The 15,853-nt window shown below is 31.9% G+C and carries 13 protein-coding genes; 12 read left to right on the top strand and 1 reads right to left on the bottom strand.

Annotation, left to right across the window (positions count from 1 at the left end):
- The first annotated feature begins 102 nt into the window (after positions 1 to 102).
- The 12 genes from C5Q98_RS02910 to C5Q98_RS02855 all read left to right on the top strand — a co-directional run bounded on the left by C5Q98_RS02910 (position 103) and on the right by C5Q98_RS02855 (position 13,729).
- On the top strand, positions 103 to 399 hold the full coding sequence (locus tag C5Q98_RS02910; protein WP_106012230.1) for a co-chaperone GroES: 297 nt from the start codon (positions 103 to 105) through the stop codon (positions 397 to 399).
- Between the two features lie 90 nt (positions 400 to 489).
- Positions 490 to 2,106 (top strand): chaperonin GroEL, encoded by a 1,617-nt coding sequence (gene groL, locus C5Q98_RS02905; RefSeq protein WP_106012229.1) that lies wholly within the window; start codon positions 490 to 492, stop codon positions 2,104 to 2,106.
- 113 nt (positions 2,107 to 2,219) lie between these two features.
- Positions 2,220 to 3,640 (top strand): IS3 family transposase gene (locus C5Q98_RS02900; protein ID WP_242967397.1). Its coding sequence is split into 2 segments (ribosomal slippage): positions 2,220 to 2,706 and positions 2,706 to 3,640, totalling 1,422 coding nucleotides; the frame shifts between segments, so codons are not numbered across the junction.
- 245 nt (positions 3,641 to 3,885) lie between these two features.
- Complete coding sequence (locus C5Q98_RS02895) at positions 3,886 to 4,419, top strand: DUF6106 family protein (RefSeq protein ID WP_106012227.1); 534 nt, start codon at positions 3,886 to 3,888, stop codon at positions 4,417 to 4,419.
- Between the two features lie 26 nt (positions 4,420 to 4,445).
- Positions 4,446 to 5,555 (top strand): ABC transporter ATP-binding protein, encoded by a 1,110-nt coding sequence (locus C5Q98_RS02890; RefSeq protein WP_106012226.1) that lies wholly within the window; start codon positions 4,446 to 4,448, stop codon positions 5,553 to 5,555.
- Position 5,556: 1 nt separating this feature from the next.
- Entirely contained in the window at positions 5,557 to 6,342 is a 786-nt protein-coding gene (locus C5Q98_RS02885; protein ID WP_106012225.1) for an ABC transporter permease subunit, read from the top strand.
- Positions 6,343 to 6,356: 14 nt separating this feature from the next.
- Positions 6,357 to 7,850 (top strand): GldG family protein, encoded by a 1,494-nt coding sequence (locus C5Q98_RS02880; RefSeq protein WP_106012224.1) that lies wholly within the window; start codon positions 6,357 to 6,359, stop codon positions 7,848 to 7,850.
- A gap of 23 nt (positions 7,851 to 7,873) precedes the next feature.
- A complete protein-coding gene (locus tag C5Q98_RS02875) occupies positions 7,874 to 9,559 on the top strand; it encodes a DUF4340 domain-containing protein (protein WP_106012223.1) in 1,686 nt (561 codons plus the stop codon).
- 73 nt (positions 9,560 to 9,632) lie between these two features.
- On the top strand, positions 9,633 to 10,841 hold the full coding sequence (locus C5Q98_RS02870) for a DUF5711 family protein (RefSeq protein ID WP_158695690.1): 1,209 nt from the start codon (positions 9,633 to 9,635) through the stop codon (positions 10,839 to 10,841).
- Positions 10,842 to 10,864: 23 nt separating this feature from the next.
- Positions 10,865 to 11,512: a CYTH domain-containing protein gene (locus tag C5Q98_RS02865; protein WP_106012221.1), complete on the top strand. Its 648-nt coding sequence runs from the start codon at positions 10,865 to 10,867 to the stop codon at positions 11,510 to 11,512.
- Positions 11,513 to 11,680: 168 nt separating this feature from the next.
- Positions 11,681 to 12,202: a peptidylprolyl isomerase gene (locus C5Q98_RS02860; RefSeq protein WP_106013064.1), complete on the top strand. Its 522-nt coding sequence runs from the start codon at positions 11,681 to 11,683 to the stop codon at positions 12,200 to 12,202.
- Between the two features lie 97 nt (positions 12,203 to 12,299).
- Positions 12,300 to 13,729, top strand: a protein-coding gene (locus tag C5Q98_RS02855) for an IS3 family transposase (protein WP_242967396.1) whose coding sequence is annotated in 2 segments (ribosomal slippage) — positions 12,300 to 12,795 and positions 12,795 to 13,729 — 1,431 coding nt in all. Because the reading frame shifts where the segments join, the coding sequence is not laid out codon by codon here.
- A 79-nt stretch (positions 13,730 to 13,808) separates the two neighbouring features.
- On the opposite strand, the gene abc-f is transcribed toward C5Q98_RS02855, so the two are convergent.
- A complete protein-coding gene (abc-f, locus tag C5Q98_RS02850) occupies positions 13,809 to 15,752 on the bottom strand; it encodes a ribosomal protection-like ABC-F family protein (RefSeq protein ID WP_106012219.1) in 1,944 nt (647 codons plus the stop codon).
- Positions 15,753 to 15,853 lie beyond the last annotated feature (101 nt).

Below are 15,853 nucleotides of genomic sequence, written 5' to 3'. Positions count from 1 at the left end.
CTTATTCACCATTTGTTAATTGACTTTATTTGACATTAAGATTAATATAGATTCCGTTGGCAGTCTAAAGGTAAGAGTGCTAAAACAAGGGAGGTAAAAAATATGACAATTAAACCTATAGGATTACGAGTATTGATTAAAACTGTAGAAGATAATGAAAAAGAACAAACAACAAGCTTTGGTCTAGTTTTACCAGACTCTGCTAAAGAAAAACCAGAAATTGCAGAAGTTGTTGCAGTAGGAGATGGGAAAGATTCTGAAGGTAAAACCCACGATATGCTAGTTAAGCAAGGTGATAAGGTTATCGTTTCAAAATATGCTGGTACCAAAGTAACTGTTGATGAGATTGAATATACAATAGTAGATCGTGATGACATTCTTGCAAAAGTTGAAATTTAGTCATCATACTTAATCGAAAGATTTAGTCTAACTATTTAACTGATAATAAATAAAAAACTAATACTTAATAATTATAAAAAGGAGAGAATTATGGCAAAAGAATTATTACAAGGTGAAGCCGCTAGAAAAGCATTAGAACAAGGCGTAAATAAATTAGCAGATACTGTAAAAATAACTTTAGGCCCTAAAGGAAGAAATGTTGTTTTAGACAAGAGTTTTGGCGCACCACTTATCACTAATGACGGTGTAACTATCGCAAAAGAAATTGAGCTTGAAGACAGAGCTGAAAATATGGGTGCACAATTAGTAAAAGAAGTAGCTACACATACAAACGATATCGCTGGTGATGGTACAACAACTGCAACAGTTCTAGCCCAAGCATTAATTAGAGAAGGTTTAAAGAACGTTGCTGCAGGAGCAAATCCAATTTTTGTTAGAAAAGGCATTAATGCAGCAGTAGAAGTTGCAAGTGCAGAAATTAGTAAACTATCACAACCAATTAAAAACTCTGATGATATATCCAGAGTAGCGGCTATTTCTGCGAATGATGAAAAAGTCGGTGAATTAATTGCTGAGGCAATGGAAAAAGTTACATCAGATGGTGTAATAACTATTGAAGAATCAAACACTTTAGAAACTAGCCTAGAAGTTGTTGAAGGTATGGAATTTGATAAAGGTTATATTTCTTCATATATGGCAACTGATACAGAAAAGATGGAAGCAATTTTAGATGATGCTTATGTATTAATTACAGACAAGAAAATATCATCAATTCAAGATCTTTTACCAATACTAGAACATGTTGTAACTGATGGTAAAAAACTTCTAATAATTGCTGAAGATGTAGAAGGTGAAGCTTTATCAACATTAATCTTAAATAAATTAAGAGGTACATTAAATGTTGTCGCAGTTAAAGCACCTGGATATGGTGACAGAAGAAAAGAAATGCTTGAAGATATCGCAGTTTTAACTGGCGCTACAGTGATTACTGAAGAGTTAGGATTTGATATCAAAGACACAACACCAGAACAATTAGGTACTGCTAAGACAATTAAAGTCCAAAAAGATTCTACTACAATTGTAGATGGTGGCGGAAGTAAAGAAGCTATTGATGCAAGAGTAAGTACAATACGTTCTCAAATAGAAAACTCAGATTCAGAGTATGATAAAGAAAAACTACAAGAACGTTTAGCTAAACTTTCTGGTGGTGTTGCAGTTGTACGTGTTGGTGCAGCTACAGAAGTTGAAATGAAAGAACGTAAATTAAGAATAGAAGATGCTTTATCTGCAACAAGAGCAGGTATAGAAGAAGGAATGATTGCTGGTGGTGGTACAGCATATATTGATATTATTCCTGCAGTTCAAGCTTTATTAGAAGAAAAATCAGGTGATGAAAGAACAGGTGTTCAAATTGTTCTAAAAGCTTTGGAAGAACCAATTCGTCAAATTGCAATTAATGCAGGTTTAGATGGAAGTGTTATCTGCGAAAATGTTAAAAATTCTGAAGCAGGTATTGGTTTCAATGTAGTAAGTGAAGAATATCTAAACATGGTAGAAGCTGGTATTGTTGACCCTGCTAAAGTTACTAGAGCAGCACTACAAAATGCAGCATCTATTTCAGCAACAGTATTAACAACTGAAGCGCTTGTTGTAGACATCCCTGCTGAAGACAACAATGATATGCCTTCTCCAATGGGAGCTTTCTAATATAAACTCTCCAAATAATATAAAATTTCAAAAACTGATCTTCAATTTAACTATTAATGTACCGACCCCCAAAAGTTAGACCAAAATCTAACGAATGGGAGGTCGGTATTTTTATGGCAAAACATAGTTTTGAATTCAAGAAGAAAGTTGTTTTAGAATATTTGGATGACAAGGGTGGTTTTACATATCTTTCTAAAAAATATGGACTTGGCTCTAAGACACAGTTACGCAGTTGGATTAATGCATATAAAATGTTTGGTGACGAAGGATTAATGCGTTCTCGTAAAAAAGAAAAATATTCTTTCGAAATTAAGCTTTCTATTGTAGAGTTATATCTATCAAGTGAGATTTCATATCAAGACTTGGCAATTCAAGAAGGTATAAGCAATCCAAGTATGATTTGTAACTGGGTCAGTCGCTTTCGTGCTGCCGGTCCTGATGCTTTGAAACCACGCAAGAAAGGTCGAAAAAGAAAATTGGATAAACCTAAGATAGATAATAAAGCTCAAGAAGCGGAAGAAAGAATAGTTGATACAAGTGCAGAACATGTTAAAGAATTAGAAGATGAACTGCTTAAGTTAAGAATCGAGAATGCCTTTTTAAAAGAACTGAGGAGACTGCGTTTAGAGGACGAGGCAAAAATGAGAGAACGGCACTCGTCATCAACAGTCTCCGAGGAGAATTCAAACTAAAAGACCTTCTCTCTTATACAGGCATGCCTAAAGCAACATATATGTACTGGCAGAAAAGATTAGATAGAGAAAATCCTGACAAAGAAATCGAGAAAAAGATTCTTGAAATCAGAGAGACTCACAAGCATTATGGTTATCGTCGAGTGACTGGAGAATTAAGAAATCACGGCTACTATGTAAACAAAAAGAAAGTACAACGTATAATGCAAAAACTTGTTTTGCAAGTCACTTCTTTCACTCGAAAAAGCCGGAAATACAGTTCATATAAAGGTAAAGTTGGAACGGTTGCTCCTAATCGCATAAGGAGACGATTTAATACATGTATACCACATCAGAAGATTACAACAGATACTACAGAATTTAAGTATTATGAGATTAATGCAAAAGGTCAAATGACAATGCGTAAGCTTTATCTGGATCCATTTATGGATATGTGTAATGGTGAAATTATAAGCTATGGAATTGACAAGAAACCTTCAGCCAAAAATGTCATGGATGCATTGGAACAGGCTATTGCAATAACATCAGATTGCAAATTCAGAAGAACTTTCCATTCGGATCAAGGCTGGGCTTACCAAATGAAAGCATACTCTCATCGTCTAAAGGAGGAAAGAATCTTCCAAAGCATGTCTCGTAAAGGCAACTGTCACGATAACGCTGTTATGGAGAATTTCTTTGGTTTGTTAAAACAAGAAATCTATTATGGTGCTACTTACTATAGCTATGATGAGTTAAAGTCAGAAATAGAACGATACATAAAGTATTATAATGAACAAAGAATTAAAGAAAAACTAGGATGGCTAAGTCCAGTGCAATACAGACTTAGACTCTTGGCTGCATAAAAATAGCGTAGCAGCCATATAAACTGCTACGCTAAAAAAGTCTAACTTTTGGGGGTCACATCATAATTGAGGGTCAGTTTTATTTTTTCAAAAAATATAAATCAACCTTTTTAACTTGAGTGAAAGTATGATATTATTTAACCTATTGTGTTTGTATATTTTACAAATTAGTAATTAAATAAATTTAAAATTTGTATAAATTAATACTTATGAATTTACTCATTTAGAGTTAAAGGAGTTAGATGATGTTTAATCAAGACGTTTTTATTGAGCAATTAGTTAAAAGGCAAAAATCAGGAAAAGATTACTTATTTATTGGGCTATATATTTTAGCCTTCTTGTTATTACTTCTAGTAATTTTTATTTTTATTCAATATTTAATATTCTTTGCTCTATTAATTGTTGCCGGTGCAGCTTGGGGGCTATATACCTTGATAACTAATAGAAATCTTGAATTTGAATATATTTGTACTAATGGTCATGTAGATATTGACACTATTTACAATAAACGTAAACGTAAGAGAAAAGTTAGTATGAGTTCAAAAAATATGGAAATTCTTGCGCCTGTCAGTGATCCTGCTTTTAGAAAATATTCAGAAGATAAAAGTTATAAAACACTCGACTGCACAAGTAATACAGGTGACGCTAATGTATGGTTCTTCACTGGTAAATATAAAGACAACATGGTTTTAGTATTATTTGAGCCTGAATCCAGAATAATTGAAGACTGTAAACGTTTTAATCCAAGAATAGTAAAATTTAATCCGATCCAAGGTTAATCTGAGGGTCTAGTAGGAGGAAGATTATGATTGAGATAAAGAATCTCGTCAAGTACTACGGTGATGTTAAAGCCGTAGATAACATCTCATTTGATGTAAAAGCAGGCGAAGTTTTAGGTTTCTTAGGACCTAACGGTGCCGGTAAAAGTACAACCATGAATATTTTAACTGGAGCAATTTCAGCTAGTTCAGGTACAGTTAAAATTGATGGTTTTGATATTTTAGAAGAACCTGAAAAGGCAAAAGCAAAAGTTGGATACTTACCAGAACAGCCACCTCTATATACAGATATGACAGTTCTAGAGTATTTAACATTCATTGCTGACCTAAAATTAGTGCCTAAAAATGAACAATTAGATCATTTAGCTAAAATAATGACTCAACTAAAAATTTCTGACGTAAGAAATCGCTTAATTAACAATTTATCAAAAGGTTATAAGCAACGTGTAGGAGTGGCACAAGCTCTTGTAGGTGACCCTGATGTAATTATTTTAGACGAACCTACTGTAGGTCTTGATCCAAAACAAATTAAAGATATTAGAAATGTTATAAGAAGTCTTGGTAAAAAACATACAGTTATTATTTCCTCGCATATATTGTCTGAAATTCAAGCCACATGCGATAGGGTTGTAATTATTGCTAATGGAAAACTAGCTTACCAAAGTGATATTAATGCACTTGGTGAGGTATCAGGTGATAGTAATAAGGTTGAAGTTACAGTAAAAAATAATGCAGACTCTGCTTACAGATTATTAAAAACATTTTCAGAGATAAGTAATATTGAAAGAATAAACAAATCAAGAGGAGAAACTTTATTCATTTATGAGACTGCTCCTGATGTAGATATTAGAGAAAAAGTATTTAATTCTTTCGCAGATTCTAAACTATCAATGTTGGGTATGAGAGAAGTTAATGCAACTCTAGAAGACATTTTCTTAAAGGTTACAAATAGAAGCTATGTACAAACTCTAGAAGATCATGAGGTTGAAGTTGAATCTGAAGAAGATGATGAATTAGATCAATGGGATCAAGCTCAATTGGCAGCTAAAGAACAAGAAGTTGTAAAAAGCGATGATGCTGATTCTGATTTAGATTCTGTAGATAACTCCAACGAAAACATGAAGGAGGAAAAATAGTATGTCAAGAATTTGGACAATAGCTAAAAGAGAATTTAAGAGTTACTTTAAATCACCAATTGGATGGGTACTTTTCGCAATTTATGCACTAGTATCTGGGTTTTACTATTCTCTATTATTATCATATAACTACGTAGATACATCAGCAGTCCTTAACTTTATGCGTGGCTTATTCATGGTTTTAATTCCAATTATGACAATGAGAACTTTCTCATCTGAGAAATTAAATGGTACAGATTTTTTGTACCAAACCTCACCAGCAAGTACAATGCAAGTTGTAATTGGTAAATACCTAGGTGTTTCTTTAATGTTTTTATTAATAAGTTCTGTAAACTTAATTTATGTAATGATTACTCTATCATTTAATGGTTTAGTTGATATTAAATATTGGGGAACATTAATAGCTTATATCTTAACTGGTTTAGCATATATTGCTATTGGTTTATTTGCCTCAGCATTAACAACCAGCCAAGTTATTGCAGCAATTATTTCATTCGTAATTTTTGTTAGCTTTGAAGTATTCACTTCTATTAGTCAGATTATAGGTTCTGGTGTTAGTTCAGTTATTAACTTCCTCGACTTTACTGATGCAATACCAGCAGCAAGTGAAGCAAGTATAGGAAAAGCTGTAACTGCAGGTCTAGATTGGCTAAACCCAGCCACAAAATTAGCAGGATTTGCTAAAGGTACATTTGACATTGTGGCAATTGTTTATTTTATAAGCATGATAATCCTGTTCTTATACGTGACAGCACAAATTAACGAAAGTTCACGTTGGAAACAATAGGAGAGTGAAGAAATATGAGTAAAAATGTTAAAGAAAAAATTGTAGTAGATGCTAGAAATAAAAAACTAAGAAATGCTGCTGTTATTTCAGTCATTGTTTTAGCTGTTATTTTACTATTATTCAATGTAATTCTAGAACAAGCATTTGGTAATGCTTTAGAGTTTGACTGGACAGAAAACAAGATCTCAACAGTTGGAGATACAACCAAAAATATATTGAATGAAAATGATAAGAAAATTAATATAACTGTTTTGGCTACAGAAGAAAATTTCGGTGGCAGCAGTGCGCAAACATTTAACTTTCTCCCTAAATTATTAGGTGAATATCGTGATATGGGTAAAGGTAAGATAGATGTTAGATTTATTGATCCAGTACAGAATCCAAATGTTATAGAAGAATTAGATCCAGAGAAAGTTCATAATCTTCAACAACATCAAATTGTTGTATCTAATGAAGATCATTCAAAAATAAAGGTTCTAACATCTAATGACTTAGTCGAGACGGAAAGACAAGGTTATCAGATGTATATATCTGGATATACTGCTGAAGAAGCATTGACAGGAGCAATCAAGTTCGTAAGCTCTGATAATACACCTGTAGTATATGTAACCACCGGACATGGTGAAGCAAAGCTTGATCAGAACTATACTATTTTGAGAGCAATGCTAGAAAGAAATAATTACCTTGTTAAAGAGTTAAATACAACAGTTGACGCTACTATTCCAGAAGATGCTACTCTTCTGTTAATGCTTAATCCAACAAATGACATTACAGTAAATGAAACAGATTCATATCTAAAATATCTAAAAACTGGTGGTGGTCTATATATTATGAGTGATTACTCAAATACAGTATTTGATAATTTGAATACTTTATTAAACGAATTTAACTTGAAACTTACAAATGATAGAGTTAAAGAAAGTGTTGAAAATACTCATAGTAATAATGAATATAGATTTAATGCAAAGATAAGTAAAAATCCACTTTATCCAGAGGATGCTAATATTGATTTTGTTGTTACAGAGAACGTAAGATTAATTACAACAGCAGACAATAATAAAGATTGGATTGAAACACATCCAGTAATTGAGACAGGAAAAGAAGCGTATGCGGAGAAAGCTGGTAATCCAGAAGATCTATCTATTCCTGGTGTTCAAAATGTAGCTATGTATTCTATTAACAAAGGTTATATGGATGATTCAGTTCGTAAATCTGCAAGAGTAGCAGTATATGGTTCTGCAACAATGTTCAGCGATAAAGTACTATCTCAAGTTATGGTTAATTCTGGAAACTACGTATTATTGTACTATTCTGCAAATAAAGTAGCTGGTATAGAAAGCTTGCAAGGTGAAAAATTATTAATTAAACCTAAGCCAGTAGTAAGTTATAACATAGTAGCTAAGAATCAAAATAGTACTAAATTGGCTGGATTCTTTACTATGATTGGTATTCCAGCTATCTTGTTAGTAATAGCATTAATAGTTTATAGAAGAAGAAGAAATCTATAATAGAGAAAACTTAAGGAGATCAAATGAAAAAAATTAAAAACTTAATCATTATGATTATAGTCTTAGTTGTTCTCATTGCTGCTTTTGCACTTTGGAAGCTATTTGGTTCAAATAATAATAGTGGAGAAAGTGAGACAAGTAACACTAGTGCAAAATCGGAGGCATTAATCTCATTGAATGCTAAAGATGTAAACAAGATAGAGATAAAAAATGAAAAAGGCACATTAACTCTTGATAGTGCACAAGTTAGTGATGAAAGTGAATCTAAGAGTTCAGAGACAGAAGGTACTACTTTGCCCGTAACAGGCTCTGCTAAGGAAGATGCAAATAAAACAAAAACTACATGGAAATTAGCAAATCCTGAGTATCCTAACGTTTCTCAAGAAAAAGTTGAAAAACTAGGTAATATCCTTCTGACAATTTCTACTACAGAAGATATTAATCTGAGTGAAGGTACAAACTTGGCTGATTATGGAATTGAAGACTCCAAGGTTGAAGTAAACTATAGTCTAAAATCAGGTGAAAAGGTAAAAATCACCTTAGGTGATAAAGCTCCTTCAAAAGGTGTTAATAATCACTATATTTATAATCACAATACTAAGAGATTGGCAATTGCTTCTGCAGTGGTAGATCAAATGCTATCAAGTCAATTAGATTTGTTAAATGAAAAGATATTTAATGAAGAAGCTAATCAAATTACAAAATTAGTCTTAGAAAGACCTAATGATAAATACAAACTTGAAGCTGAATCAAAGAAAATTTTCAATGAGGAAACAGGAGAAATTAAAACTCTAGAATGGACAATAATTAATCCTGTCAATTGGAAAGGCAACAATACAAATCTTAATAATTTGATAAATCAAGCACTGGAGCTAAAAGCTACTAAATATATTGCTATTAATAATAAAGAAGATTTAGCTAAATATGGTTTAGATAAGAGCCAGTATAAATTAAGCTTAAACAATGAAAACGCAGAGGAAAAAACCTTACTAGTAGGTTCTAGTTCTAATAATGAAACTTATGCTAGTTTTGAGGGATCTAATCTTGCATTTACTTTTGCAAATAACTCTTTAACTAATATAGGTTCTAAACAAATGGACTTTTTTGATAACTTTGTAGCATTAGTTAATATAGAAAATGTTGGCGAATTAACTCTTAAAACTCCAGACCAAGAGTATGTTTCAAGAATTTATTATCCAACTACAAAAGAAACAGATGAAGCGAAAGAGAAGGGATTTAAAAAGCCTGAAGCTGTTTATACCTTAAATGGTCGTTATGCATTCGTAAAAAATGACAAAGATGACAATTTATTTAGTAGATATTACCAGACACTAATTGGTGTATTTATTAATAACATTGATTTAGATGTTGATGCTGCTGATGTTCTAAGTAAAGAATCTATTTTTACTATCAACTATAAGATGCGTCATAAAGGTATGAGTGATGTTACTTTAGAGTTTAAAGAAAGAGATGATAGAACCTTCTATATCGTTAAAAATGGTGAGTATACTGGATTCTATTGTCTAAAAGCAGACTTCTACGAAAGTAAAAGCATTAGGTCACCAGGCGTGCTTAACGGTGTTGATCAATTAATTAAGGAAATGGATAAGCAAAATACAGAAGCTGTAGATGAAGCAAGATTCAATGAACTTAAAGAACTCATTCCAGATCCTGAAGCTAAAAACACAAGCGAAAGCACAAACAAGTAATTATAATTACAAATTTTTAAAAATTCACGAAAGCTTTAGTTTTTACTAAGGCTTTCGTATTATAATGGATGACATGAGTAATATAGATATGATAAACAAAAATTCTAATAAGACAAATTTAAATTTTTTCCAAGCTAGTAATAAAGTTTTTTTACTAACTTTATTCATGTCTTTATTTATTCTAATTCTCTTAGTTCTTTTGATATTTTTACCACAAAACTTGTACCTATCAGATAATCATAGCAAGACTAATCAACTGTCTTTAGCAAGTGACACATTATTTAATGTAGACAGTAATAGAGCTAGAAATATGAATGTTTTTGCTGACAAGTATATTTTAGAATTAAGAAATGAAAACCTTAATTTTTTAACCTTTCAAGGTGAAGTAGAATCTTCATATGCAATTAACAGTGATAATGCCAAATTAGATTTCAATGACAATTATGCCTTGGTTAGTGACCTTAACGGCTTTAATTATTATCTTTTCTCTCAAAAAGGTTTAGTTTATGAGGGCAGAAGCACAGAAAAAGTTATTTATTCAACTGTGTCAAATGAAGGCTATGTTGCTCTGATATTAGATACCTTTGATAGTAAAGGTATGGTGCGTCTTTTAGATCCAAAAGGTAAACATTTAATGGATTATAAGCTTCGTGAAAGAATCCGTTCAGGTTATCCGATTTCATTATGTTTTAACCCTGATTCCAGCAAACTTTTTATTAATATTATTAATTTAGATGGAGCACATATTCAAACTCATATTCACACTATAGATTTAGAAAACTTAAATATTTCAACACATTTAAATTTAGTTAATTCATTAGCTCTACCTAAAATTTATTCACCTGACAAAAACCTTGTAGCCCTATCAAACAATACTAATTTTATTTTAAGCAACTTAAACACAGTAAGTTCTAAAACTAGTTTTAATGAAATAAAAGATTTGAGTTTAACTAGAGAAGAAGTTTATTTCTTGGCAAAAGTTGAAATGGAAGATGAGTTTTCAGTTTACTCAATTAAATATTCTGAACTTTTAGGTAACGATGATGATATTGATAATCAACCTGAAATTACAGGTCCTCTACAAGTCGGAGAAAATCCTTATTTAATACACAGTGGATCAGATTATACTGCTGTAGCTACTGATAATGGTATTTATATAATTTCAAATAATAATGTGTTTTTCTATGAGATGGGAAATATAGAAATTTTAAAAATGAGCTTTATAAGTAAGAAACAGCTACTTCTAATATGTAAAGATGGAGTCAGACTTGTTAATATTTAATATTACTAGGATGGTGATAAACAATGGAACTTGAATATAAATTTTATTTGAAATCAAATGCATATCTAAATGAAGTTTTACATTCTAATTTTTGGAATGAGTTTAAATCAGATCCTTGGAGCAAGCACCATTTTATCGCTAAATATTATGATACAAAAGATTTAATTCTCTCAGAGAATAAATTTAGCTTAAGAATTAGAAAAGAAGATAATGATAATGTTCTAACTGTTAAAACACCTAAATTTGAGTCTGATAGCGGAGAGTTGAGTTTAAGGGGTGAATGGAACTACCTTTGGCAGCAAGATAAACCTGATATAAGTTTTCTTATTGATTCTCTTGAAGGTGAGATAGACAATACATACATTGACCTAATGAAATCTGTTAAAGATGAAGAATTATATTCAAATATGACTACGGATGTCATCAGATATAAGAAGAATATACTTTTATCCGAAACACAGATTGAGGTAGTTTTAGATAGCGGAAAACTTTTTGGTGGTAAGCTAAGTGACGAGATCCATGAAATGGAATTGGAACTAATATCTGGTGAAGAAACTATACTATTTGAACTTGTTGAAGTTCTTAAAGAAAGATTTGAGCTAATGCCAGGAAACAAAAGTAAAATGCAAAGATGTTATGAGTTACTAGAGAAATCAAGAAAGTTAAGCTAAGTTAAGTCAAGTTAAGATAAAGATTTTGATTTAATTAGATTATTAATTTATATTTTTATAAAGTGATAATAAAAAGGAGAGTATATGAAAAAATCAATTTTTAGTATCTTTTTAGCTGTATTACTAATGGTTAGTATCACAGCTTGTAGTAATAAGGAGGGGCATGAAATGTCAAAAGAAGCTACAAATTTAGTCCAAATAACTATGGAAGACAACAGTAAGGTTCTAATCGAATTATATCCAGAGAAGGCACCAATAACAGTAAAGAATTTCCAAGATTTAGTAGCAAAAGGATTCTATAACGGTTTAACCTTCCACAGAATAGTCCCAGGATTTGTAGTCCAAGGTGGAGATCCTAAAGGTGATGGAACAGGTGGCCCAGGATACAATATTTTTGGAGAATTTGCAGAAAATGGTTATACAGAGAACGATTTAAAACACGGTAAAGGTGCAGTAGCAATGGCTAGAGCAATGCATCCAGACTCAGCTGGTTCACAATTCTATATAACAGTTGAAGCTCAACCAAGTCTTGATGGAAGCTATGCAGTATTCGGTCAAGTAATAGAAGGTATGGAGAATGTTGAGAAAATTGTTTCAGATTACGAAGCAGCTGCTAAACGTGGAGAAAACTATGTACCAAAAATGAAATCTTTGGATTTTGTAGTTGAAACTGAAGCCACAACAAAATAAATATATTAAAAATTATTTAAATAAAAGAAGCAGAAACTCCATGTACCGACCCCCAAAAGTTAGACCAAAATCTAACGATTGGGAGGTCGGTGTTTTTATGGCAAAACATAGTTTTGAATTCAAGAAGAAAGTTGTTTTAGAATATTTGGATGGTAAAGGTGGACTGGATTATCTTTCTAAAAAATATGGATTTGGCTCTAATTCTCAAATACGCAAATGGATTAATGCATACAAGGAGTTTGGCGATGAAGGATTAATGCGTTCTCGTAAAAAAGCAAAATATTCTTTCGAAAATAAGCTTTCTATTGTAGAGTTATATTTATCAAGTGAGATTTCATATCAAGACTTGGCGATCCGAGAAGGTATAAACAATCCAAGTATGATTTGTAACTGGGTTAACCTCTTTCGTGCTGCCGGTCCTGATGCTTTGAAACCTCGCAAGAAAGGTCGAAAAAGAAAATTGGATAAACCTAAGATAGCTAAGATAGATAGTAAGGCTCAAGAAGCGGAAGAAAGAATAGTTGATACAAGTGCAGAGCATGTTAAAGAATTAGAAGATGAACTGCTTAAGTTAAGAATCGAGAATGCCTTTTTAAAAGAACTGAGGAGACTGCGTTTAGAGGACGAGGCAAAAATGAGAGAACGGCACTCGTCATCAACAGTCTCCGAGGAGAATTCAAACTAAAAGACCTTCTCTCTTATACAGGCATGCCTAAAGCAACATATATGTACTGGCAGAAAAGATTAGATAGAGAAAATCCTGACAAAGAAATTGAGGAAAAGATTCTTGAAATCAGAGAGACTCACAAGCATTATGGTTATCGTCGAGTGACTGGAGAATTAAGAAATCACGGCTACTATGTAAACAAAAAGAAAGTACAACGTATAATGCAGAAGCTTGTTTTGCAAGTCACTTCTTTCACTCGCAAAAGCCGGAAATATAGTTCATATAAAGGTAAAGTTGGAACGGTTGCTCCTAATCGCATAAGGAGACGATTTAATACATGTATCCCACATCAGAAGATTACAACAGATACTACAGAGTTTAAGTATTATGAGATTAATGCTAAAGGTCAAATGACAATGCGTAAGCTTTATCTGGATCCATTTATGGATATGTGTAATGGTGAAATTATAAGCTATAGAATTGACAAGAATCCTTCAGCCAAAAATGTCATGGATGCACTGGAACAGGCTATTGCAATAACATCAGATTGCAAATTCAGAAGAACTTTCCATTCGGATCAAGGCTGGGCTTACCAAATGAAAGCATACTCTCATCGTCTAAAGGAAGAAAGAATCTTCCAAAGCATGTCTCGTAAGGGCAACTGTCACGATAACGCTGTTATGGAGAACTTCTTTGGATTACTTAAACAAGAAATCTATTATGGTGTTACTTACTATAGCTATGATGAGTTAAAGTCAGAAATAGAACGATACATAAAGTATTATAATGAACAAAGAATTAAAGAAAAACTAGGATGGCTAAGTCCAGTACAATACAGACTTAGACTCTTGGCTGCATAAAAATAGCGTAGCAGTTTATATGGCTGCTACGCTAAAAAAGTCTAACTTTTGGGGGTCACATCACCAAGTTTCTGCTTCTTTATATTTCTGCAATTTTCTTCTCTATTTCTTCTAATTCTTCACCAAGTTCGAAATAATTCTCACTTTTTGATTCTAGTCTTTCATTAAGCTCAGCATATTCTAAATATTGATCCATAGAGTCTCCAGACATTTCTTGCATTCTGGATTCAAGTTCTATCTCTAATTCACTTATTTCATCTGCAAGAATTTTTAGTTCTTTCTCTAATTTATTTTTTCGTTTACGTAGTTCTTGTAGCTGTCGCTTAGTGTCTTGATTGTTGATTTTGCTTTTAGAAACTTTGATAGTTTCACTAGTATTATTATTAACTTTATTATTCCTGTATATATTGGAGAAGTGCTTATAGGACTCATAATTAGAAAACTCTTTAATCTCAGTACCAATAAATCCTAATATATCCAAACCACATTTTTTAATAAAATATCTATCATGACTTACTGCAAGAACAGCACCATTAAAGTCATTAATTGCTGACTCTAAAATCTCACGTGAATGAATATCTAAGTGGTTAGTAGGTTCATCTAAGTACAGTAAATCAGGATTCTCAAGAATGATACACGCAAGATATAATCTTGATTTTTCTCCTCCAGATAAAACTTTAATTTGTTTAAATACTTCATCTCTAAAAAAACCGTATTTAGCTAATAAAGTTCTAGCTTCTGTTTCTAACATTAGAGTACGTTCCTGAATTTCTTCGAGTATTGTTAATTCTTCATTAGGGAACTCAACAAACTGTCCTAAATGAGCAAACTTAACATCTGAAGCCATTTCAACTTTACCTAAATAATTTGTATTTATGCCCATAAGTATATTGAGAAGAGTTGATTTACCAGCTCCATTTGGTCCAAGCAATACTTTTTTCTCAGTAGCTTTTAATTTAAGGTTGAAATTTTCAAATAATATTTCTTCTTTTGCAGTATCATCCCAGGCAAAACTTAGATTATCAGTTTTAATAATTAAACGATTTTCATCTCTATCATCGTCAATAGGTAAAAAGCTAAAATTCATATTTTTACTTTTTTCTGGGATCTGAGCTCTAATTTCTTCAATAGCTTCACCAAGTTTCTTGACAATCTTTTCTCGTGAATGGTATGAACTCATTTTACGATGAGATAAGAGTGTAGAAGTTATTTCTTCTTGACGATCATGTTCTTTTTCTAGATTTTCTAATGTTTTAGTTTGAATATCTAATCTTTCTTGTTTTTGTCTAATAAAATCACTGTAATTACCTTGATAAGATATCAAAGTGTTACTTGATAATTCACAAGTTCTATCTGCAAATTGATCGATAAAATAACGGTCATGTGATACAACAATTACAGCACCTTTATAATTTTTTATAAAGTTCTCAAGCCATTCTAAGCCTTCAATATCTAAATGGTTAGTTGGCTCATCAAGGAGTAAAAGATCAGCATTCTCTAGAAGTTTCTCAGCTAATAGAACTCGCATTCTTTCGCCACCGGATAAAGTCCTAATAGGTCTGTTTAAAATTTCGCTCCTGATTCCAAGAGCATTTAAAGCTTGAGTAAGTCTTGGTAAATAAGAATAACCGCCTCGTCTTTCGAATTTATCTGAAATATGCTGATATTCAGATAAAAGTTGTTCTTGTTCTTCGATAGAAAGTGATGCAATATCTGAACTAATCTCTTGAAGTTTATTCTCATATTCTTCTTGAAGTCTGTCGGATAGCACAGGTCTATCTAAGTCAGTAAATTCCTGCATATGTTGTGATAAATAGGCCATTAAAGTAGAATTAGATAATTTAATAGTACCTGAATCTGCATCTTCCAATCCAGCAATTAATTTGAGCAAAGTTGATTTACCGCTACCGTTATCTCCAACCAATGCGATTTTTTCTCCACTTTGTACTTGTAAATTAATATTCTTAAAAAGTGGACTTGCTTTATAAGCCTTACTTAAATTACTGATACTTAAAATACTCATATTATTACTCTATCTATTTATTAAACTTATGTTTTAAACTTAAAATATTTTATCATATAAGTTATAATAGAGTGTGGCAGCTGATTGAAATTTTCACTGCT

The sequence above is a fragment of the Fastidiosipila sanguinis genome (assembly GCF_002998295.1).
Taxonomy (GTDB): Bacteria; Bacillota; Clostridia; order Saccharofermentanales; family Fastidiosipilaceae; genus Fastidiosipila; species Fastidiosipila sanguinis.
This window is presented reverse-complemented; position numbering and strand designations above follow the sequence as displayed.

Excerpts from the sequence above, each read along its gene's own strand:
- C5Q98_RS02880 (WP_106012224.1), top strand. The coding sequence starts at position 6,357 with ATGAGTAAAAATGTTAAAGAAAAAATTGTAGTAGATGCTAGAAATAAA.
- C5Q98_RS02870 (WP_158695690.1), top strand. The coding sequence starts at position 9,633 with ATGAGTAATATAGATATGATAAACAAAAATTCTAATAAGACAAATTTA.
- C5Q98_RS02875 (WP_106012223.1), top strand. The coding sequence starts at position 7,874 with ATGAAAAAAATTAAAAACTTAATCATTATGATTATAGTCTTAGTTGTT.
- groL (WP_106012229.1), top strand. The coding sequence starts at position 490 with ATGGCAAAAGAATTATTACAAGGTGAAGCCGCTAGAAAAGCATTAGAA.
- abc-f (WP_106012219.1), bottom strand. The coding sequence starts at position 15,752 with ATGAGTATTTTAAGTATCAGTAATTTAAGTAAGGCTTATAAAGCAAGT.
- C5Q98_RS02860 (WP_106013064.1), top strand. The coding sequence starts at position 11,681 with ATGTCAAAAGAAGCTACAAATTTAGTCCAAATAACTATGGAAGACAAC.
- C5Q98_RS02865 (WP_106012221.1), top strand. The coding sequence starts at position 10,865 with ATGGAACTTGAATATAAATTTTATTTGAAATCAAATGCATATCTAAAT.
- C5Q98_RS02895 (WP_106012227.1), top strand. The coding sequence starts at position 3,886 with ATGTTTAATCAAGACGTTTTTATTGAGCAATTAGTTAAAAGGCAAAAA.
- C5Q98_RS02910 (WP_106012230.1), top strand. The coding sequence starts at position 103 with ATGACAATTAAACCTATAGGATTACGAGTATTGATTAAAACTGTAGAA.
- C5Q98_RS02890 (WP_106012226.1), top strand. The coding sequence starts at position 4,446 with ATGATTGAGATAAAGAATCTCGTCAAGTACTACGGTGATGTTAAAGCC.
- C5Q98_RS02885 (WP_106012225.1), top strand. The coding sequence starts at position 5,557 with ATGTCAAGAATTTGGACAATAGCTAAAAGAGAATTTAAGAGTTACTTT.